The sequence below is a fragment of the Corynebacterium sp. 13CS0277 genome (assembly GCF_002994655.1).
In the GTDB taxonomy this organism is placed as follows: Bacteria; Actinomycetota; Actinomycetes; order Mycobacteriales; family Mycobacteriaceae; genus Corynebacterium.
Window position 1 is genome coordinate 1 of sequence record NZ_PPDL01000004.1, and the last position, 20,123, is coordinate 20,123.

At 68.6% G+C, this 20,123-nt stretch carries 16 protein-coding genes, 1 tRNA gene, 1 other RNA gene and 1 pseudogene; 8 read left to right on the top strand and 11 right to left on the bottom strand.

Annotation, left to right across the window (positions count from 1 at the left end; all coding sequences use genetic code 11):
• Together C1Y63_RS13270 and C1Y63_RS02045 are read right to left on the bottom strand one after the other, a co-directional pair.
• Nucleotides 1-194 (bottom strand): transposase (locus C1Y63_RS13270; RefSeq protein ID WP_158256059.1); only part of this gene is annotated, 194 nt, incomplete at its 3' end.
• Between the two features lie 143 nt (nt 195-337).
• Nucleotides 338-425, bottom strand: a tRNA-Ser gene (locus C1Y63_RS02045).
• A gap of 224 nt (nt 426-649) precedes the next feature.
• Here C1Y63_RS02045 and ffs point away from each other — a divergent pair.
• The 4 genes from ffs (at nt 650) to cobF (ending at nt 3,721) form a co-directional block, all read left to right on the top strand.
• Nucleotides 650-746, top strand: an RNA gene (gene ffs, locus C1Y63_RS02050) — signal recognition particle sRNA small type.
• A 165-nt stretch (nt 747-911) separates the two neighbouring features.
• Nucleotides 912-2,165 (top strand): aminotransferase class I/II-fold pyridoxal phosphate-dependent enzyme, encoded by a 1,254-nt coding sequence (locus tag C1Y63_RS02055; RefSeq protein ID WP_106014807.1) that lies wholly within the window; start codon nt 912-914, stop codon nt 2,163-2,165.
• A gap of 156 nt (nt 2,166-2,321) precedes the next feature.
• A complete protein-coding gene (locus tag C1Y63_RS02060) occupies nt 2,322-2,936 on the top strand; it encodes a hypothetical protein (protein ID WP_106014808.1) in 615 nt (204 codons plus the stop codon).
• Between the two features lie 8 nt (nt 2,937-2,944).
• Nucleotides 2,945-3,721, top strand: coding sequence for a precorrin-6A synthase (deacetylating) (gene cobF / locus C1Y63_RS02065; RefSeq protein ID WP_106014809.1), 777 nt, complete (start codon nt 2,945-2,947; stop codon nt 3,719-3,721).
• A gap of 134 nt (nt 3,722-3,855) precedes the next feature.
• Here the strand turns inward: cobF and C1Y63_RS02070 are convergent, their stop codons facing one another.
• Together C1Y63_RS02070 and C1Y63_RS02075 are read right to left on the bottom strand one after the other, a co-directional pair.
• Nucleotides 3,856-4,287 (bottom strand): hypothetical protein, encoded by a 432-nt coding sequence (locus C1Y63_RS02070; RefSeq protein ID WP_106014810.1) that lies wholly within the window; start codon nt 4,285-4,287, stop codon nt 3,856-3,858.
• Nucleotides 4,284-4,589, bottom strand: coding sequence for a hypothetical protein (locus C1Y63_RS02075; RefSeq protein WP_106014811.1), 306 nt, complete (start codon nt 4,587-4,589; stop codon nt 4,284-4,286). Before C1Y63_RS02075 ends, C1Y63_RS02070 begins: the two co-directional genes overlap by 4 nt.
• 224 nt (nt 4,590-4,813) lie before the next feature.
• Between C1Y63_RS02075 and C1Y63_RS12950 the strand changes: the two are divergent.
• From C1Y63_RS12950 to C1Y63_RS02090, 3 genes and pseudogenes are all read left to right on the top strand, one after another.
• A pseudogene (locus tag C1Y63_RS12950) lies at nt 4,814-6,658 on the top strand (DNA polymerase III subunit gamma and tau); the annotation flags it as partial.
• 2,198 nt (nt 6,659-8,856) lie between these two features.
• The gene (locus C1Y63_RS02085; RefSeq protein WP_106014812.1) at nt 8,857-9,180 is read left to right on the top strand and encodes a YbaB/EbfC family nucleoid-associated protein; all 324 of its coding nucleotides are present in this window, start codon (nt 8,857-8,859) and stop codon (nt 9,178-9,180) included.
• A 220-nt stretch (nt 9,181-9,400) separates the two neighbouring features.
• The gene (locus C1Y63_RS02090; protein WP_106014813.1) at nt 9,401-10,057 is read left to right on the top strand and encodes a recombination mediator RecR; all 657 of its coding nucleotides are present in this window, start codon (nt 9,401-9,403) and stop codon (nt 10,055-10,057) included.
• Here the strand turns inward: C1Y63_RS02090 and C1Y63_RS02095 are convergent.
• From C1Y63_RS02095 to leuA, 6 genes are all read right to left on the bottom strand, one after another.
• A complete protein-coding gene (locus C1Y63_RS02095; protein ID WP_106014814.1) occupies nt 10,017-11,249 on the bottom strand; it encodes an MFS transporter in 1,233 nt (410 codons plus the stop codon). The two genes, C1Y63_RS02090 and C1Y63_RS02095, sit on opposite strands and share 41 nt — an antisense overlap.
• A gap of 198 nt (nt 11,250-11,447) precedes the next feature.
• Complete coding sequence (locus tag C1Y63_RS02100) at nt 11,448-12,155, bottom strand: type 1 glutamine amidotransferase (protein WP_106014815.1); 708 nt, start codon at nt 12,153-12,155, stop codon at nt 11,448-11,450.
• Complete coding sequence (locus C1Y63_RS02105) at nt 12,152-13,423, bottom strand: MurT ligase domain-containing protein (RefSeq protein ID WP_106014816.1); 1,272 nt, start codon at nt 13,421-13,423, stop codon at nt 12,152-12,154. Before C1Y63_RS02105 ends, C1Y63_RS02100 begins: the two co-directional genes overlap by 4 nt.
• 3 nt (nt 13,424-13,426) lie before the next feature.
• Nucleotides 13,427-14,527 carry a DNA polymerase III subunit epsilon gene (locus C1Y63_RS02110; protein ID WP_106014817.1) on the bottom strand — a complete coding sequence of 367 codons (1,101 nt, stop codon included), beginning with the start codon at nt 14,525-14,527 and terminating at the stop codon, nt 13,427-13,429.
• Nucleotides 14,528-14,532: 5 nt separating this feature from the next.
• The gene (locus C1Y63_RS12640; RefSeq protein ID WP_158256060.1) at nt 14,533-15,258 is read right to left on the bottom strand and encodes a hypothetical protein; all 726 of its coding nucleotides are present in this window, start codon (nt 15,256-15,258) and stop codon (nt 14,533-14,535) included.
• A gap of 352 nt (nt 15,259-15,610) precedes the next feature.
• Nucleotides 15,611-17,428 (bottom strand): 2-isopropylmalate synthase, encoded by a 1,818-nt coding sequence (leuA, locus tag C1Y63_RS02120; RefSeq protein ID WP_106014819.1) that lies wholly within the window; start codon nt 17,426-17,428, stop codon nt 15,611-15,613.
• Between the two features lie 362 nt (nt 17,429-17,790).
• On the opposite strand from leuA, the gene C1Y63_RS02125 reads away from it, so the two are divergent.
• Nucleotides 17,791-19,044 carry a hypothetical protein gene (locus tag C1Y63_RS02125; RefSeq protein WP_106014820.1) on the top strand — a complete coding sequence of 418 codons (1,254 nt, stop codon included), beginning with the start codon at nt 17,791-17,793 and terminating at the stop codon, nt 19,042-19,044.
• Nucleotides 19,045-19,228: 184 nt separating this feature from the next.
• On the opposite strand, the gene C1Y63_RS02130 is transcribed toward C1Y63_RS02125, so the two are convergent.
• Nucleotides 19,229-20,071 (bottom strand): DMT family transporter, encoded by an 843-nt coding sequence (locus C1Y63_RS02130; protein WP_106014821.1) that lies wholly within the window; start codon nt 20,069-20,071, stop codon nt 19,229-19,231.
• Between the last annotated feature and the right edge of the window lie 52 nt (nt 20,072-20,123).

Below are 20,123 nucleotides of genomic sequence, written 5' to 3' on the forward strand. Positions count from 1 at the left end.
CAGGGGCATCCAGTGCGGGTGCGGTAGAAGATGCCGTCAACGAGGTCACGTATGGGGTGTTTTCTGGGCCTGCCTAGGTGCGAAGGTGCAGGTAGGCAGGTTTCGAGGGCTTCCCATTGGGGGTCTGTTAGGTCGTGTCGGCGGTATGCCGGTAGGGTGGTTGCTGCAGGTTTTTGTTTCTGGTTTTGTTTCACACCTCTACTTGTAAACAGAAACCTGCTTTTTGTGTCTTAGGACACGCCGGGGGACTTTCCTAACACGGCCTAGTACCCCGCGGTGGCTGCCGTCTTGGCGGCAACGAAACAACCCCCGATGGTGAACCATCGGGGGTTGTTAGTGGCGGAGGATAGGGGATTTGAACCCCTGAGGGATTGCTCCCAACACGCGTTCCAGGCGTGCGACATAGGCCGCTAGTCGAATCCTCCAAGCAAACAACAGCGCAGGGCTGCGTTCGGACTACGAGAATACACACACTGTGTGGGTGTATGCAAACGACCTGCCCGTGCGGGGTTTCTTTCCTGCCCACGGTGGGGTGTCGGGGTGGTGGGGGAGCTGGTGGTGCTTCGACCGGTGGTGGGTTCTTTGTGGGTGCTGCTGACAGCACTGTGGCGGGGACTGGTGGCGGCGGTGTGGGTGCGCTATAGTTGCCAACCAGACCCCGCGCGGCGTTTATCTTGTGAACTCCCCCAGGGCAGGAATGCAGCAAGGGTCAGCGAGCTCTGACGGGTGCGCGGGGTCCCACTATTCCTTGTTTTCTTGACTGTTCTCGTGCGGGGTGGCGCGGGGATCCCCGGCGGCTGTGGGTGGCCCGGGGAAATTTTTTTGCCGTCACCCCTGGTGTGCCTGCCCATGGTGGGACTAGAGTGGGCCTAGCACACGTCAAAGACGACCAGGTAAGGCGGAAAACCACCGTGAGTGAAGCACGCGCCCGTTTCGAGCAGCTGCAGGCCAAGTACGACGAGCTCAAGGGCAAGAACTTGAAGCTCGACCTGACTCGCGGTAAGCCGAGTTCCGCGCAGCTGGACCTGTCGAACGAACTGTTGTCCCTGCCGGGTGGGGAGTTCCTTACCGCCGATGGGGTGGATACCCGCAACTATGGTGGGCTGAGCGGCATCCGCGACATTCGCGCGATCTACGCCGACTTGCTGGGGGTGGATGAGGCGCTGGTGTACGCCGGGGACTCCTCGTCGTTGAACATTGAGTTTGACTGCATCAGCTTCGCCTACATCTTCGGCACCCAGGATTCGCCGCGCCCGTGGGCGGTGGAGGAGAACCTCAAGTGGCTGTGCCCGGTGCCCGGCTACGACCGCCACCACACGATCACTGAGCACTTCGGTTTCGAGATGATTCCGGTGCCGATGCTCGCCGACGGCCCGGACATGGATGTGGTGCGCGAGCTGGTGAAGGACCCGGCGGTCAAGGGCATGTGGAACGTGCCGGTGTTCGGCAACCCGACGGGTGTCACCTACTCGGAGAAGGTGTGCCGCGAGCTCGCGGAGATGGAGACCGCCGCCCCGGACTTCCGGATGCTGTGGGATAACGCCTACGCCGTCCACACCCTCACCGACGAGTTCCCCGTCATCCACGACGTGATCGGCATGGCGGCTGCGGCCGGCCACCCGAACCGTTTCTGGGTGTTCACCTCGACGTCGAAGATCACGTTCGCCGGTGCCGGTGTCGCGATCTTTGCGTCCTCGGCCTCCAACCTGGAGTGGTACGCCTCCCACGCTAACGTCCGTGGCATCGGGCCGAACAAGGTCAACCAGTTGGCGCACGCGAAGTTCTTCGGCGACGCCGACGGTGTGCGCGCCCACATGCGCAAGCATGCGGCGTCGTTGGCCCCGAAGTTCAGCCGCGTGCTGGAGATCCTCGATGCCCGCCTCGGTGGGGAGGATGTGGCGACCTGGACGACGCCGAAGGGTGGCTACTTCATTTCCCTCGACGTGGTGCCGGGCACGGCCCGCCGCGTGGTGGAACTCGCGAAGGAGGCGGGCATTGTGCTCACCGCCGCCGGCTCCACGTTCCCGCTCATGCAGGACCCGGAGGACCGGAACCTGCGCCTGGCGCCCTCCCTGCCGCCGATTGAGGAGCTGGAGGTCGCCATGGATGGTGTGTGCACCTGCGTGCTGCTCGCCGCCGCGGAGAAGGACCTCGCCACGGCGTAACCCCGGCACGGCGCCCACCCACCCCTGCAGGGCACCGCTGGCAGGAGACACGTGCAGGTGCGGGCGGTGCGACCGCCCGCGCTGCGCGGGCGCGTCACCTGCGCAGGGTGCGCCTGGCCGCAGGGGAGAAGAACAAGAAAAGGTGTGAAGTCTCGCGTGAACATCGCAGAAACCAGCCACTGGCTTGACCTGCTGCTGCCCGCCCCCGACTCCGAGGACGGGCTGCCGGGCGCGGTGTACCGCACCTACGGTGACCTGACGTGCCGGGTCCACAACTTAGGCGCGCAGCTCGCGTACGCCACCTGCAACTATTCCCGCGGTGGTACCGGGATGCGCACCACCGCCGCAGCGCTGGGGCTGGAGGGGGATCCGGAGCGCGAATTCGACTGCGCCGTCGAAATCATCACCGTCGCCCACACCAGCGGTGCCGATGTTCTCGACGCGGTGTGCGCCGCACTCGCCACCCCCCGGGAGGAGATGCCCCAGCCGGGCGTCGTCTACGACGACCTGGCTGACGGCCTCCACGGGCTGTTCATCATGCCCTATCTGTGGGAACAGGGCGCGCCGCGCATTGTGCAAGAAGCCGCAGAACTCGGCCGTGCGGACGGCCAGCCCGGGCTCGTGACGCTGCTTGTGCAGCTGCTGCTCCTCACCGGGGAGGAACGCGAGATTCTTTCCACGCGCGGCATGGACGCCCTTCAGGAAGAACTCCTCGCGCGCGGCACAGACCTGAATGATGTCCACCGGGAGTCCCACTCCCCCAACGCATGAGGAGAGCCTTGATGCGCATCAACGTCATCGGTATGGGTGCGGGCAGCCCCCGCCACATCACCTTGGAAGCCATCGACGCCCTCCAGGCCAGTGACGTCGTCGTCGCCCTCGACAAGGGGGACGCGAAGCACGACCTGCTGGCCGCCCGCCAGCTCCTCATCGACACCCACGCCCCCGGCACCCCCCTCATCGCCGTCGCCGACCCCGAACGCGACCGCAACCCCGCCGACTACCGCAGCGAAGTCGCCCGCTGGCACGCCGCCCGGGCAGAAGCCCTCGCGGACACCCTCCGCGCCCACGCCACCGGCGGCACCGCCGCCTTCCTCGTCTGGGGCGACCCGAGCCTCTACGACTCCACGCTGCGCATCATTGAGCGCATGCAACGCGACTGCGGCTTGGACTGCGAGGTCCACACCATCCCCGGCGTGACCGCAGTGCAGGCACTCACCGCAGCCCACAACATCCTCATCAACCGGGTGGGGGAAGCCATCCACATCACCACCGGCCGCAACCTGCCGCACACCCGCCCCGCCGACCGGCGTAACTGTGTGGTCATGCTCGACGGCGGTGCCGCCTGGATGGACGTCGCCACCGTCGACACCTACATGTACTGGGGTGCGTACCTGGGCACCGACAACGAAGTGTTGCGCGCCGGGTGGGTGACCGACATTGGCACCGATGTTGCGGCACTCAAGGCCCGCCTTCGGCAGGAGCATGGCTGGATCATGGACACGTACCTGCTGCGGGAGATGCCCGACCACCAGCCGCCGAGCACCATCGCGTAACCACGCCATCCCTCGGCCACACCTCCCGGCACGCACACAAGCGCCGCGCCCCGGAAAGGACATGCATCATCCTTCCGGGGCGCGGCTGCTGGAGTATCTCGCCGTCGCTGACGGCAACGAGGGGCGCCGAGGAGTTAGCTCACCAGCGCGCGGAGAACATACCCCGCCCAGCGCGACTCACTATTGTCCCACTTAAGGAAGAACGCGCCTTTGCTCTCGCGGGAGTGCGAGTAGGCGGTGACCAGGATTGACGGGTCGTAGTGGGCGGCTGCCAGGGCCTCATCGACGTCCGCGGCGGTGATCTCCCCATGCGGGCAGCGCCACGGGTCGGGCGTGTAGGCCACCTTGCCCTGATCGTAGAAGTTAATGCACTCCTCAGCCTGGGCGGCGGTGACTTCGCCGAACGTGAGCACTTCGACGGCGCGGGCCCGGGGCATGGTGGTCTCGGTGGGGGTGGAGCTGCCGCTGCTGAGGCTGTCGGAGCTCAGCGCCAGGGCGGGGGTGGTTGCCCCGGCCGTGAGTAGGCAGGCTGCTGCGGCTGCGGCGGTGGTGATGCGGCGGATCATTCGTAACCTCCAACAGTGGAACCAATGAGGCCGTAGATGAAAGGCACCCATTGGCCGGCGAAAAGAGTAACTGACAGGGCAACGCCCTGGTCAATGAGCTGGTTGTTGCACGTGGGAACAGAGCTGCCGCCCAGCTGCTTGCATCCGGATTGGGTCAACTCGTCGTCAGTGCCGAACATCGTCTGGCTCACTGCCCACGAGGCAAGGGTGCGCGGCCCATCCGAGGACAGTGCGTGTGCTGACGGGGCGCACAGAGCGCCGATGTCGATGGCGCTGGCAGCGATCGTGAGGTGTCGCTTCATAGTGGGGACTCCTGGGGGGAGGAAACGAGGCTGGCGGTTGGGATCGCCCCGCGCGGAGCGGCCGCTGAGATTGACATTGCTTCTTTCCGTCATGCTATCGGCAGAGACCTAGCTCATCAATAGACCTCATTGTGACATGGCACATGCTGTGGTGGTGGGGGTGGAACCCCTGGGCGCTGACCTGCGGTGAACAAAAGTCCCGCCGCTGTCGGTAGAGTTCCAGTGTGGCTCTCTATCGCAAGTACCGTCCCGCAACGTTCGCCGACGTCGTCGGCCAGGATCATGTGACGAAGCCGCTGTCGACTGCGCTCGACAGTGGGCGGATTAATCACGCGTACTTGTTCTCCGGGCCCCGGGGCTGCGGAAAAACCTCCTCGGCCCGCATCATGGCGCGGTCGTTGAATTGTGTGCACGGGCCGACGAGCACCCCCTGCGGCGAGTGCCCTTCCTGTGTGTCGCTCGCGCCGGGTGGCCCCGGCAATCTGGATGTCACTGAGCTTGATGCGGCCTCCCACAATGGTGTGGAGGATATGCGTGAGCTGAGGGACCGGGCGTTCTACGCGCCGGCGGAGTCCCGTTACCGGGTGTTCATCATCGATGAGGCCCACATGATTACGAATGCGGGCTCGAACGCGCTGCTGAAGATTGTGGAGGAGCCCCCGGAGCACCTCATCTTTATCTTCGCGACGACCGAGCCGGAAAAAGTGATCGGCACGATCCGGTCCCGTACCCACCACTATCCTTTCCGGCTGCTCACCCCGACGGACATGCGTGGCCTCCTGGAGCGCACCACCGCCGCGGAGGGCATCCCGGTGGAGGATTCGGTGTACCCGCTCGTGATCCGGGCGGGCGGCGGGTCGCCGCGTGACTCCTTGTCGATCATGGACCAACTCCTCGCCGGCGCGGGGCCCGACGGGTTGACCTACGACATGGCGGTGCCGCTGCTCGGGGTCACGGACTCCACCCTCATTGATGGGGCGATCAATGCCCTGGCGGGCGGCGACGCCGCCGGCCTGTACACCACCATCAACGGTGTCATTGAGGCCGGTCACGACCCCCGCCGCTTCACTAGCGACCTGTTGGACCGCTTGCGGGACCTCATGATCCTGCAGACGGTACCCACCGCGTTTGAGCAGGGGCTCATCGATGTGCCCGTCGACTATCAGGCGGTGCTCAGCAGCCAGGCCGAGGCGTTCCCGCCGGGCCACCTCGCGCGCCTGGCGACGCTCGTGAATGAGGGCCTGGCCGACATGCGGGGTGCGACGAGTCCCCGCCTGCTGCTGGAAATCCTCGCGGCCAAGATGCTGCTCCCGCAGCAGCCTGCCGCCGCGCTGGCGGCGGTGGCAGCGCCGCAGCCCGCGCCGACCCAGCTGAAGCCGGGCGCCTACGAGCGCCCCAGCCAGCGGGCTGCCCGGGAGGCTGCAGAAAAAGCAGCGCGCGAAGCACACCAGGCCCAGCAGGTGCAGCAGCCGGCCCCGGTGGCCCAGCCTGCACCTACCCCGACCCCACAGCAGCCCGCACAGCCCGCCACCCCGGTGGCACAGCCGACGCCCCCGCAGCAGCAGTCCCCGCAGCCGCGGCAGCAGCCTGTGGCACCCGCCGTCGAACCTGCCGCGGAACCTGCCGTACCTTCCATGCCGACGCAGGACGAACGACCGGCTCCCCACCAGCAGGTGCAGGCTCAGCCGGTGCAGCAGCCTGTTCAGCAGCCAGTGCAGGACCAGCCGGCGCCTGCTGCAGTGCACCAGCCGGCCCCCGCGCCGCAGCCCGCCCAGGCAAGCCAACCGGCACCGCAGCAATCCCAGGCTGCTCCCACCACGCCGCCGGCTGCGCAGCCGCAGCCAGCAGCGCAGCAGCAGGAGGCGCCGTCCGCAGGGGCGACGACGCCTGAGGAACTCGCTGCCATGATCCGGGGCCGATGGGCCGAAATCCGCCGCATGGTCTCCAAGAAGAACCCCGTGGCAGGAGTCATGCTCACCGAAGCACGTGTTCTTGGCGTGCGCGACAACGTCGTTGTGCTGGGGCACAACACAGGTGCGTTGGCTGCCCGCCTCAACGCGGATAACAATCACGCCACCCTGGTGGAGGTGTTCGCCCAAGTCTGTGGGCAACCCTTCGGGCAGCCCCTTGGGGTGCATTGCGAGGTGGGCCTAAACCCTAAGAAAGCGGGGTTCGCACCGGCCGCGAATCCCGCTACCTCCTCCCAGCCGGAGACCCCCGCCGCAGTCCCCACCGCCCAGGGGGGAGATGACGCTGTCGCTGATGTGCCCCCCGTGGCCGCCCAGCCGCCGGTGGTGACCGAGCATGCCTCCGGTGACGCTGGCACCGGCACCCCCGCCACCAGCCAGCCCGCCCACAACGACAGTGAAGCATCCGCAGATGGGTGTGTTCGTGGGGTCCCCTCCGCTGGCGTGGATGCTGCAGCGGTGCAGGAATCTACCCAGGATCCTGCAGCAGTAGTCGACCCCGCAGCAGCAGGCGACTCTGCGGTGGTGTCCGGGCCGGACGCGCACGCGGAGGCACTCGCACCCGCGGTTGCGCCCGCGCCGGCTGCGGTCCAGGTGAATCCCGCCGCCGAGCCTGCCCCCGAGCCTGCCGTGCAGCCCGACGCCGAGTCGGGTGTTGCTGTGGACCCCGCCCCGGAGCAGCCCGCCCCGCACGATGTCGTGGCAGGCGCCGTCGAGACCCACAGTATTCCCCCGGGTGCGGCGGCCTTCACGACGGATGAAGCGCAAGCAGTGCCGGGCTTCGTGCACGCCATGCGCACCCCGGTGGAGGTCGCCGGCACCGATGCCCCCGCTGTATCGGATGCGCTGGTACAGCAGCCAGTGGAACCAGTGGAGCCAGTGGAGCAGGCAGGCGCCCAGGAGGAGACCGCGCCTGTCCAGGCGCCTGCCGTCGCCGCCGCCGATGGCCCTGCGGACACGGTCGTCGACGCCGGTGCGGATGATCCTGCTGTGGAAGTGCTGCAGCCGCTGGGCAGTGCTGCTGACCCTGGTCCCGCTGCAGATACCGCTGCCGATACCTCTGTGGTGACACAGGTACCAGAGCAGGCCCAGGCGCACGAGGTGCCGCCGACGCCTGACCCCACAGTGGCACATCAGATGGAGACGCTTTCCGAGGAGTCGGCCCCCAGCGGTGACGCTGCCGCGGAGGACGAACCCGCCGTCGAAGTGCTGGAACCCCTTGGTGGGGAGTCTGCCACTGAGGCTGCGCCTACCCCCGGCCCCGCCGTGGAGGTCCTGCAACCGGCTGCCCCGGCAGCGCACGTGCCGCAGCAACCCACGCAGGACCTGCCCACCCCGGCGACGCCGGAGCAGCCGCAGCAGCCTGTGCAGGCACCGGCGCCTGCGCCGGCTGACCCGCAGGACGCTCAGGACGCACAGCCTGAGGCTGCGCCCGCGACCTCCGGGTGGGCGGAGCCCCGCCCCCTGGGGGCGGCTCCCCTGGCCGATGATGCGCAGCAGCCCACCAACGCCTCGCCTGGTGCTGCGACGGAATCCTCCGCGTCCTCCACGTCCTCCGGGTGGGGTGCCCCGCGCCCCCTGGGCGGCGGACAGCCCGGCCCCGCCGAGGCTAGTGCCACAGCTGCGGCGCAGGACTCTGCTGCCACCGCGGCACCTGCGGCCACTGCGGCGCCTGCTGTGGCGAGTGCGGCTGCGGTCCAGTCCTCTGGTGCTGCGGGTGGTGGCGAGTCGGATGTGCCGACGACCGCGCCCGATGGGCGGCCCTTGGCCCGCTGGGAAATCGCGGCCGCCCGCGGGCGTAAAGCACTCGCGGAACGGCCCGAATTCTCCGACGGGGTGCCGCTGCCGCCGGAACCCGACCTGCCCGACTACGACGCGCCCCCGCCCCCGCCGGAGGACGCGGCCCCCGCGCCCGTGCAGATGGAGCCCCAGCCGGCCCGGCAGCCGGACGGCATGGGGCGCGCCATGGCGGCCGCCGCGAAAGCCGGCCCGCCCGTCGTGCACGAGCAGCCCGCGCCGCGCACCCGGGAAGAGGAGGAAGAGGAAATGCTCGCCGCCGCCCGCGCGGAGCGCGGCAGCGCCGACCACCGGGACGCCACCACCGTCGCGATGGATCTCCTCGCCGAGCACCTGGGGGCCCGCCCCATTTAACGGGCGCGCCTGCCCGAGAACCGCTACAGTGGATGGGCATGCGCGCACCGCGCGGCGAGCGTGTTTCTCACGCGCGCGACGTCATTGACGACAATCAAGGTAGAAGGCACCCGGCAGATGGTGCCGCGATCGAAGAGGCAGTAGAGACTATGACTCAGCCCGATATGAACCAGATTCTGGCCCAGGCGCAGGAGATGCAGGCCAAGTTCCAGGAAGCTCAGGCCGCGATCCTCGCTGCCTCCATGGTGGGTGAGGCCGGCAACGGTCTCGTCAAGGTCACCATGCAGGGCAACGGTTCCGTGACCAACGTGGAGATCGATCCGCAGGCCGTGGATCCCTCCGACGTGGAGACCCTGCAGGACCTCATCATGGGCGCGTTTGCTGACGCCCACAAGAAGATCGGCGAGTTCGCCGAGTCCACCATGGGCCCGCTGTCCGCTGGCCTGAACGACCCGCTGGGTCAGCTGTTCTAGCAGCCACCTCCAGCAGGGTTGCCTGCCGGTGCCGTCCCCGGGTCCGACACCGGGGGCGGCATTTTTTCCGCCCCGCCCGCCCCACACCCCTCCATGGCGAGGAGACTGCCGGGGACGCGCGGGCGTGGGCTGCGGTGGCGTGTGCTTGTTTGGGGTGTGGGTGTGTTGGGCGCGGCCGCGCCACAAGTGGGGCTGCGTGTGTTGTGTGAGGGAGAGTGTTGTGTTCGAAGGGCCTGTTCAGGACCTCATTGATGAGTTTTCCCGCCTGCCGGGCGTGGGGCCGAAGTCGGCCCAGCGGATCGCTTTCCACCTGCTGCAGGTGGAGGATGATGACATTGAGCGTCTCATGGCCGCCCTGGGGGCGGTGAAGGGCGGGGTGGCGTTCTGCCGTATTTGCTGCAACATCTCCCGGGATGCGGTGTGCCGCATCTGTGCCGATGGGGGGCGCGATCGGGCGACGATCTGTGTGGTGGAGGAACCGAAAGACATCCAGGTCATTGAGCGCACCGGCGAGTACAACGGCCGCTACCACGTCCTCGGTGGGGCGCTGGACCCGCTGAATGGGGTGGGGCCGAAGAACTTGACGATCGCCACCCTCCTGCAGCGCATCGGTGGGGTGCTGCCCGACAGGGAGCTGGCGGACTCCACCGCCGAGGAGCCGCTGTTCGATACCGCCCCGGAGATCACCGAGGTGATCCTCGCGACGGATCCGAACACGGAAGGGGAGGCTACCGCCTCCTACCTGTCGCGCCTGCTCAAGGACTTCCCCGGGTTGACGGTCTCCCGCCTGGCGTCGGGGATGCCGCTGGGTGGGGACTTGGAGTTCGTTGATGAGCTCACCCTGTCGCGGGCGTTGGCGGGCCGGCTGACGCTGTAGCGCGCCGCAGTGCCCGCGCCCCTACCCCCATGGCCAGGTGCAGGGCCGCCACCCCCACGAGTGCCGCCTGGGTGCTGGTGGCGTCCGTGATGCTGGCCCACCCGTGGTAGCTGGCGGCGCCCACGGCGCCGACGACGGCGCTGAATAGGCCCATCGCTTGGGCGACGCGGTCGCCGGGGACGGCGGCGAGGAACAGGGCCTGAAAGTTCGGGGAGAGTGCCCCCTGCGCCATGCCGCGGAGTGCTGTGGCCACCACCAGCAGGGGCAGCTGGGGCCATAGGGCACTGGCCGCGAGGCACACCGCCACCACCAGGTTCGTCGCCCCCACCAGCGGGGCAAAAGACACCCATGCGCCCGCCCGCGGGGCGAGCAGCAGGCCTGCGGCGTAGCCGCCCATGAGCACCAGCCCGAGCAGCCCGAACCACGCGGCCCCGAAGCGGTCGGTGATGAACAGCACCCACACCACCGCCACGCCGCTGGCGCTCAGGGCCTCCCCGAGACCGAAGGGCAGCAGCGCCCGGTAGGCGGGCACCGCCGCCACCAGCCGCACCCCGTCGCGCCACTGCGCCCACCAGGAGGCGCTGCGGGTGTGGTGCGCCACCACAATGCGCGGCAGGCACACACTCGCCGCGAGGAAGCAGGCACCACAGCCGACAAGGACTGCCGCCCACCGGCCGCGGGCCGCGCCCACACCCGCCACGGCGGGCCCAATCATGCCGCCGATCAGGGCGGTGGTTTGCAGCCACCCCAACCAGCGCACCCGCCGCAACCCCCGGGTTGCAGCCGCGGTGCAGCTACTCGCCGCCGGCACATCGACCGCATCACACACTGCCAGCACGACCGTCAGCGCTACCACGGGCCACAGGGTGCCGCCGGCCGAGTCCTGGGGGTGGGTGAGGACCCACAGCAGGCCGCCGCAGGCCACAGCCCGGCCGAGGTACGCCACCTGCAGGGCACGCACCGGGGACGAACGGTCAATGGCCGCGCCGGCGAAGACGCCCGCGATGAGGGTGGTGACAGCACCCGCCGACAGGATCGTCGCCAACTGTGAGGCCGCCCCCGTCGTGTGGGCCACCACCCACAGGCTGATCGTGGAACGCACCAGCGCGTCACCAGTGTTTGCGAGCAGCTGGCTGCAGCCCAGCCGGGCCACCGTGCGCGTGGTGGGGTGCGCGCGTCGCGCAGCGCTCATGGGGCAACACCTCCTCGGCAGCCAAGTCAGGGGGCAGACAGTGCCCCCAAACTACCGGCACCCGGCGGGTGCGCGCAGGCGCCCGGGCTTGCCCGCCCCCGGAAAAGACCACCGCCACCGACGCGGCAGGCGACGGTGGCGGGGGAGGAGAAAGATCAGGCAGATCAGGCAGATCCGGCAGGGAAATTCTGGTGCTGCTTAGCCGCGGAGGCGTTCGCGGCGGAGGAGCTCGACTTCCTCCAGGGGCAGCGGATCCAGGGGGGTGCCCGTGGCTTTCTCCAGGAGCAGGTCCGCGAGCTGCGGGTTGCGGGCCAGCACCGGGCCGTGCATGTAGGTGGCGATGATGCTGCCCTGCACGGCGCCCTCCCCGGTGGTCTCCTCGTTGTTGCCAACGCCGCGGGTCACCGTCCCGAGGGGCCGGGCGTCCGGCCCGAGGATCGTGGAGCCCATGTGGTTTTCGAACCCCGTCAGCGGCTCGGTGAGTGCGCCCGCCCAATCCTCGGCCACCACCGGGGTGGTGGCGACTTCGCCGATGGCGCGGCGGGACAGCCCGCCGGTGGTGGCGTCGAGCAACCCCAGGCCGTCAATGGTGCGGCCGCCGGCGCGGAAGGTGTGGCCGAGGACCTGCAGGCCGGCACAGATCGCCAGGATGGGGCGGCCGGCCGCGGCGGCGCGCTGCAGGCCACCGTCGGCGCGGAGGTGGCTGGCCGCGAGGATCTGGGCGGTGTCCTCACCGCCGCCCAGGGTGTAGACGTCCAAATCGTCCGGGATGGGTTGCCCGTAGGTGATGCGGACAATCTCGGCGTCGATCCCCCGCCAGCGGGCCCGCTGCCGCAGGACGAGGGCATTGCCATCGTCGCCGTACGTGCCCAGCACGTCGGGGAGCACCAAACCGATGCGGATCACTTCTGCTTCTCCTTCGTCGCTGCCGCCAGTGCCTTCTTCAGGTCGCGGAAGGCGGTGTAGTTCGCCAACACTTCCACCCGCCCGGGCGGGCAGGCCGCAATCGCGGCGAGGGTGTCGTGTACCAGGGTGTGGTCAATGTCGGCGTAGGTGAGCCGGACGGCGAGGTCGGTGCCGCGTTCGCCGGCGGCGACGACCGCCAAGCGGTCGAAGTCTTCGAAGCGGACATCCCACAGCCAGGACAGGTCTTCACCGTCGGCGACCTGCCCGTTGACGGCGATGACGAGGCCGTCGGCGCTGCGATCCACCATCGACAGGGCTTCCTGCCAGCCGGCCGGGTTCTTCGCCAACAGCAGGTGCACGTCGCGCCCCTGGTAGGTGACGGTCGAGTAGCGGCCCGCCACCGAATCCACCTGGGACACTTCCCGCAGGGCGACGTCGGCGTCCACCCCGGCCTCCACGGCGGCGGCGACGGCCTGGGCGGCGTTGCCCATGTTCGCCCGGCCCGGCAGCTGCAACTCCAGCGGCCAGCTGCGCCCATCGGCGTGGCGGACGAGGTTCCCGCCCGTGACACTCCAGTCGGGGGTGGGGCGGCGGAAACTCCGGCCGTCCGGCAGCGGCTTTGTCGCATACCAGTCGTCGCCATCGCGGACGATGTGGCTTTCGGTGCGGGGGCAGGACGTCGAATCGCCCGTCCAGCCCGCGCCGGCGGCCACCCACACCACCCGCGGGTGGTCGAATGCCACGGAGGTCACCATGACGTCGTCGCAGTTCGCGATGACCATCATGTCGGGGCGGGCCTCCACGGCGGCGCGCAGGCGCCGCTCAATGAGGTTGATTTCGCCCACCCGGTCCAACTGGTCACGGCTCAGGTTGAGCAGCACCAGCATGTTCGCGTCGAGTTTCTCCGCCGCGTTCGGCACGTGCAGCTCATCGACCTCCAGCACCACGTGGGAGGCGCCCCGGTCGGCGAGCAGCGCACTGATGATGCCGGCGTCCATGTTGTCGCCGCCGGAGTTCGTGCACACCGAAAACTCGGCACTCACAGCGGCCGCCACCATGCGGGTGGTGGTGGACTTGCCGTTCGTGCCCGTCACGATCGTCACCGGCCGGCCGCCGGCCAGGTTCTCCATGAGGGAGGGGTCGATCGCGCCGGCCACCAGGCCGCCAATCATGCCGCCGGCACCCCGGCCGGTTTTCTGTGATGCGAAGGTAGCCACGCGGGCCGCCGCCACCGCCAGCTGGTAGCGGGCCTGAGCAAAAGTGAACATTCCTTAGAGTGTAGTGGGCGGTGCCGCCACCCCGGGGGCGACGTCACGCACCAGGCGCAGAAACTCCACATCACTGACCCGCGGGATGCCCTTGCGGGCGCCGTGCATCGCCTTGCCCTGCAGGGGGCGGGAAGGATCCGACTCGTCCTCGTTGCACACCACCACCGAGGTCGCCCGGGAGAGTTTCTCCGAGTAGGCCAGCCCGGTGCCGGCCATGGCCTCCAGGAGGTCGTTGGGGTCGGCCTGGATCTCCGGGGCGATGACCACCTCCATGCCCTGCACCAGCCGATCCTCCAGCACGCCCGGGTTGACGTACGGGCGGCGGGCGGAGGCCGCCTGCACTCGGGCCACCGTGCGCTGCAGGCCGAAACGATCCCGCGCCAACTCCTCCGGGCGGCGCACCGACAACACACCCGGTCCCGCCAGCACCGGCCGTCCGCCGTGTACTGCCACCGAGGCCGGAGTCTTCGGCACCGGCACCCACGACGGTGCCGGCACCAAGGCGGCACCCGCCGCCGGGCGGGCCGGATCAATCCCACCGAGCTCCCGCTGGTACAGCCACCACACCAACTGCGTGTCCCGGCGGGCACGCTCCGCGGCGGACAATTCGCTGCGCGCGACGCTCGCGACCGGCGACACATCCAATCCGAGAGTCCGGGCACAGCCCGCCACCCGGGTATCCGACAAATACACCCCCTGGCGCCGCAAGGACGCCAACGTGTCCACGATGGTCTCCGGCTTGAGCCGGCGCACCCCCGGCTTCTTCCGGCGGCGCTGACGGCGGGCCGCCTCCACCGCGCGGTGCGTTTCCGTGCAGAGAAAACCCCACGTGCGGGGGCCGTTGTGCACAATGAGGGTGGAGCCATCCACCAAGGGCTCCAACTTTTTCGACACGGACGCAAACCGGGGCGCGCGACCCATGTCCTCCGCGCGAAAACTATGCGCATGCACCGGGCCGATATCCTCCCCCGGGTTTACCGGGGAGAACAACTCCGCCACCTGGGTGCCGGCATCATCAAACTGCACCGCATCCACGCCGACGATGCGGCTGGTCGACGGATGGATGCCCGTCGTGAGCAAAGTCAGCACTGTATACACGGTCACTCAGCCTACTCGAGGCTCAACTGCACCGCCTGCGCGTTCGCCCGGGCGGGAAGCTCGTTGCCCGCAATCGTCACTGAGCGCGCCGGGGCGAACACCGTTGTCACTGTCACCGGGGCCGCCACGAAACCCTCTGGTGCGGGGCGACGCTCCCCGGGGGCGTTCGTCGGATGCGCCGGGTCGGCCCCCTCGACGAGGTACACCACCTCCGCGGTGTGCGGATCCTTGCGGGTCACGCTCACCACCCCGGGCAGCAGCACCGGGTGCGGGTCGTCGACCGGCACCCCACGCCGGAACCACACCACCCCCTCCCGGGTGCGGCCCTCCACGGACGCGCGAACCACCGCCCACCCCAGGGGCGCGCACTCGGTGCCATCAGCTCCAGTACCAGCACCACCAGCAGAATCAGCACCAGCAGCATCCTGGTCAGTATCGCGGGCGACGATATCAACCTCCACCGTGGAGCCAGCCAGCCGTGACGGCGCCAATACTTTGACCCGGCGGCTGTCCAGTTCCCGCGCCGCACAGTCCACGGCATCGGACTCGCCGCCGGCAGCAGAAGTGGATGCCGCAGACGATGCCGCCGCCTCCACACGCTCAGCAGAACCCGACTCAGCGCCGTGCATCGCACCAGCCTGCACCCCAGAGGAGGGTGCCTGCGAGGAATCCTCCGCGGGCTGACTACAACCAGCAAGCAGCAACACTGCTACGACCAGGGGCAACGGGCGTTTCATACTTGCCCACTCTACCGCTCACCCGCCACGAGGATGTCGTGTGCAGCGTGGGGGAGGAGTGGGGCGGCGAGTTCGCCACCGTCCGGTAGGGTGGGGCCCCATAGAGCCCCGGTCAGGCCTCTCGTCCCGCAAGGGACGACGCACAAATGACCGGGGCCATATTTTCTGGGGCGGTGCTGTCGCCGTGCGTTGTGGCGCCGCGCTCCGGGGTTGCCTCCTGACGCACGACGCCGCGCCGCCGGGAGGGGTGTTCCGGCGGCGCGGCGGGTGGGCATTGCGCGTGTGCGCAGTGTGGGCCTTGTGTGGCCCATCTGGTGCGGCCCAGGTGGTGGCTGGGCCTGTGTTGGTGTTGTTAGGACAGTGCGCGGTTGACGGCGCTCGTCACGGCCTTCAGGGAGGCGTACGTGATCGAGCCCGCGATGCCGGCACCCCAGGACTTCGTGCCGTTGACGTCCGCCAGGATGTAGGCGGCCGCCTCAGCGTCATCGCCGGCGGTGCGGGCGTGCTGGATGTACTCCTGGATTTCCACATCGATGCCCAGGGACTCCAGGGCGTTCGCGTAGGCCGCCAGGGGGCCATTGCCGCGGCCGGTGACCTGCTTTTCCTCACCGTTGACGATGAGGGTGGCGGTGACGGTGGCGGCGTCGCCCTCGGTGGCGGCGGAGTCGACGCGGATGGAGATCTGCTCCACGGGGGTGGTGCGGTTCAGGTACTCCAGGGCGAAGATGTCCCACATCTGCTTCGATTCGACCTCGCCGCCCTCGGCGTCGGTGACGGCCTGCACGACGGAGGAGAACTCCACCTGCATGGGGCGCGGCAGGTTCAGACCGTGGTCGGTCTTCATGATGTAGGCGACACCGCCCTTGCCGGACTGGGAGTTGACGCGAATGACGGCCTCGTAGGAGCGGCCCACGTCCTTCGGGTCGATCGGCAGGTAGGGCACCTCCCACTGCTCCCCGCGCAGGGCTGCCGGCGGCAGGGAGGCGTGGGTGGCTCCGGGTTCGATCTTGGCGGCCATGGCGTCCAGGCCCTTGTTGACCGCGTCCTGGTGCGACCCGGAGAACGCGGTGAACACCAGGTCGCCGCCGTAGGGGTGGCGCTCCGGGACGCGCAGCTGGTTGCAGTACTCCACCGTGCGGCGAATGTAGTCAATGTCGCTGAAGTCGATCTGGGGGTCCACGCCCTGGGTCAGCATATTCAGGCCCAAGGTCACCAGGCACACGTTGCCGGTGCGCTCACCGTTACCGAACAGGCAGCCCTCGATACGGTCCGCGCCGGCCAGGTAGCCCAGCTCCGCGGCGGCAACGCCGGTGCCCCGGTCGTTGTGGGGGTGCAGCGACAGGATGATGGAGTCCCGCCGGTTCAGGTTGCGGCTCATCCACTCAATGGAGTCGGCGTACACGTTCGGGGTGATCATCTCCACGGTGGACGGCAGGTTGATGATGATCGGGTTGTCGGGGGTGGGGTCCATGACCTCCACGACGGCGTCGCAGACTTCCTTCGCGTACTCCAGCTCGGTGCCCGTGTAGGACTCGGGCGAGTACTCCCACCGCCAGTTGGTGTCCGGGTAGTCCTTTGCGATGGACTTGATCAGCTCGGCGGCATCCGTCGCCAGCTTCTTCACCGCCTCCTTGTCCTTCCGGAACACGACCTTGCGCTGCAGGATGGAGGTCGAATTGTAGAAGTGCACGATGACGTTCTTCGCGCCCTCGCACGCTTCAAAGGTGCGGCGGATCAGGTGCTCGCGGGCCTGCACCAGCACCTGGATGGTCACATCGTCAGGGATGCGGTTTTCTTCGATGATGTGGCGGACGAAGTCGAAGTCCGTCTGCGACGCGGAGGGGAAACCCACCTCGATTTCCTTGTAGCCCATGGCGACCAGCAGGTCGAACATGCGGCGCTTCCGCTCCGGGGACATCGGATCGATCAGGGCCTGGTTGCCGTCGCGCAGGTCGACCGCGCACCACTGGGGTGCGGTGGTGATGGTCTTGTTCGGCCAGGTGCGGTCCGGCAGGGAGATCTCTTCGACCTCGGTGAAGAACGGCTGGTAGCGGTCGACCGGCATCTGGGAGTTGCGCTGCTTGTTCCAGGCGGGCTGGTGGGCGCCGCGGGGACCATCAGGGGTGGTGATGGAGGCCGGGGCGGAAAAGAACGTATCGGGAGAAGTCATGGTGGAAACAATCCTTGAATATGCTGCGAGAAAAGCGGGTGAGTGCGGCCGGCGTGACAGTGGTGAACCTCCGCGGCGGGGCCGGCACGCAAATGGTGGTTAGGCTGGGGTCCCGCCGCGGCGAAGAAGCTGCCGTCGCATGCTGTGGAGGATGTTCATGGGGTGAGAGTCTACCCCACAATGTCCACCTGGTGGAATGACCTTCCCAAAAATGGGGGTAGGTGGCGGTGCCCCCGCCGACCCCCGGCCGGCCCCGAACTGACCTCCGAACCGGCCCCCGGCAGGACCCTCGACCCGGCCGCACCACCCGGGTGTAGCACCCGGCTGGGTCCCGGATCGGCCCCGCCGATTACAGTGTCCCCATGCCCGCACCCGCCCACGAGTTCACCACCCGCAGCCTCTGGCTCTCCGCAGCGCTGCTCACCGCCGCCACGACAACCGTCACCCTCGGCGTGCTGGCCCTGCTCGGCACGCAGACAGGACACTCCCTGACCTGGGCGCTGTCCCGCTGGGACGCCCAGTACTACATGGGTATCGCCGAAGGTGGCTACTTTGACCCCACCTCACCCGTCATCGACGGCCCACCCTGGGAACGCACACTCGCCTTCTTCCCCGCACTCCCCGCCATCCTGCGGGTGTTCCACCTCGCTGGCATCAGCACCCTGGCCGCCGGCGTGGTGGTCAGCCAACTGTTCGCCGTGGTGGCCTGCGCCGGCATGATGCGCCTGGCGGACAAGCTCAACCTCAACCCGTTCCTTGCGGGCACCCTGCTGCTGGGCGCACCCCTGGCGGTCACCCTCACGATGCCCTACTCGGAGGCACTGTTTCTAGCCCTCGCGCTGTGGGCTGTGGTGTTTATCCTGGAGGACAAATTCTTCGCCGCAGGCCTGCTCTGCCTCGTCGCGGGCCTCGTACGGCTCACCGCCGTCGACCTCATCGCCGTGCTCGTCCTCGTCGTCACAACCCGGCTGCTCATCCTGCCGCGCCTGCGCGCCGGGCGGGAGATGCGTGCGACGGAGCCCGCGGCAGGGGAGAACACCCCCAGCGACGCCACCACCCCCGCCGCCGCGACGCCCGTCACCACCCGCGGGGCGCGGCTGCGGGCGTGGGCGGCCACGCCGCTCGCGAGCTGGCTGGGGGTCCTCCTCGCACCACTGGGGCTGGCCGGCTACCTGCTCTACGCCAACCGGCAGCTGGTCGATGCGGGCGGCTACTTCGGAATCCAGAAAGACGGCTGGCACTCCGCCTTCGACTTCGGGCAGGCGACTGTGCGCTTCCTCCACCGGGTCACCACCGACCCGGAGGCCGACATCGGCTACTTCCTTTCCGCAGCCATCATGATCCTCATCGTGGTCGCCGTCATCGCCTCCTGGCGGCGGCTGCCGTGGCCGGTGTGGCTGTTCGGCGCCGCCATTGCCGCCAACGTGCTGCTCTCCGACGGGATCATGCACTCCCGCCCCCGGCTACTGTTGCCGGCCTACGTGCTGCTGCTGCCGCTGGTCGGTGTCATGCAGCGCGCGACGGGGCGCACCCAGCTCGCTGTGGCCTGTGGCTACCTCGTGTGTGGGGCGTGGATCTCGGCGTACTTCCTCATGGTGTTCCCCTGGGCAATCTAGACGATCGAGCTCGACGAGCGAGACGATCGAGGGGTGCTGGGCTGACGCGAGGGGGCAGGGGGTTTCCGCGAGGGGCACGCGTTCACGAGGTCGACTGCGTGGGGGCTTGCGGTGGTGGCGTGACCTGACGGTGGAGTGACCCGGTGCCGGCGCGTGCGGGCGCTGTGTGCTGCGCGGGCGGGGACTACCCGACGCCCTTGCGGGACAGCACCACCGTCGCGACGATCATCGCCACCAGGGCTGCGCCCATCGCGAACCAGGCGGGGCCCTGCACCTGGAACTTCTCGCCCAACACCACATAGCCCAGCGCGAATGCCGTGATCGGCTCACCGATCGTCATCGCCGGCAGGCAGTTACGCAACGCCCCCGCATTGAAGGCGTACTGCTGGATGACGGTGCCGAGGATCGCACTCGCCGCGAGTGTGACCGGCTCCCAGTTCGTCACCAAACCCATCCAGCCCTGGTGCACAAACACATCCACCGTCGCCTTCGACAGGACAGCCACATAGCCCATGAGCACGCCCGTGGCGATACCCAAGTAGAGGGACTTCTCCCGGGGAATCTGGTGGCTGGCGAACTTGAGCAACGCCACGAGCACGACGACGCCGACGGCGAGGGAGGGAATCCAGCGGGCCAGGGGCGGCTGCGCCATGCCGGGGGCCGGCTTGCCGAGCATCACCAACACGCCGACGGCGACGGTGAGCACCCCCGCCCACGTCATCTCCAGGGTGGAGATCTTCCGGCCGTCCCACTTGGCGCTCATCGGCAGGGTGAGCATCAGCTTGAGCACGAGGATCGGCTGCACCACCAGCAGGGTGCCGAACCCGAGGGCGATCATCTGCAAACCGTAGGCGACCAGCGCCGTTGAGGTGCCCGCCCACCACAGGGGGCGGCGGATGGCGGCGAGGAAAGCTTGGTGCCCGTCGTCGGGTGCTTCCTCCGCGATACGGTGGCGCACCACGGTGCCCCACGCGATCGTCAGCGCGGAGGCGAAAGTGAAGAGGGCGGCCAGCAGGTTGGAGTGCACGCCGAACACCCTATAACGAACCCGCCCATCTGCAGGACAACGACCGCGCCGT

Bases quoted from the DNA above. Each gene is read 5' to 3' on its own strand.
- C1Y63_RS02105 (WP_106014816.1), bottom strand. From the start codon at position 13,423: ATGTTCACTTTTGCTCAGGCCCGCTACCAGCTGGCGGTGGCGGCGGCC.
- C1Y63_RS02070 (WP_106014810.1), bottom strand. From the start codon at position 4,287: ATGATCCGCCGCATCACCACCGCCGCAGCCGCAGCAGCCTGCCTACTC.
- leuA (WP_106014819.1), bottom strand. From the start codon at position 17,428: ATGACTTCTCCCGATACGTTCTTTTCCGCCCCGGCCTCCATCACCACC.
- C1Y63_RS02095 (WP_106014814.1), bottom strand. From the start codon at position 11,249: ATGAGCGCTGCGCGACGCGCGCACCCCACCACGCGCACGGTGGCCCGG.
- C1Y63_RS02085 (WP_106014812.1), top strand. From the start codon at position 8,857: ATGACTCAGCCCGATATGAACCAGATTCTGGCCCAGGCGCAGGAGATG.
- C1Y63_RS12640 (WP_158256060.1), bottom strand. From the start codon at position 15,258: ATGAAACGCCCGTTGCCCCTGGTCGTAGCAGTGTTGCTGCTTGCTGGT.
- C1Y63_RS02125 (WP_106014820.1), top strand. From the start codon at position 17,791: ATGCCCGCACCCGCCCACGAGTTCACCACCCGCAGCCTCTGGCTCTCC.
- C1Y63_RS02075 (WP_106014811.1), bottom strand. From the start codon at position 4,589: ATGAAGCGACACCTCACGATCGCTGCCAGCGCCATCGACATCGGCGCT.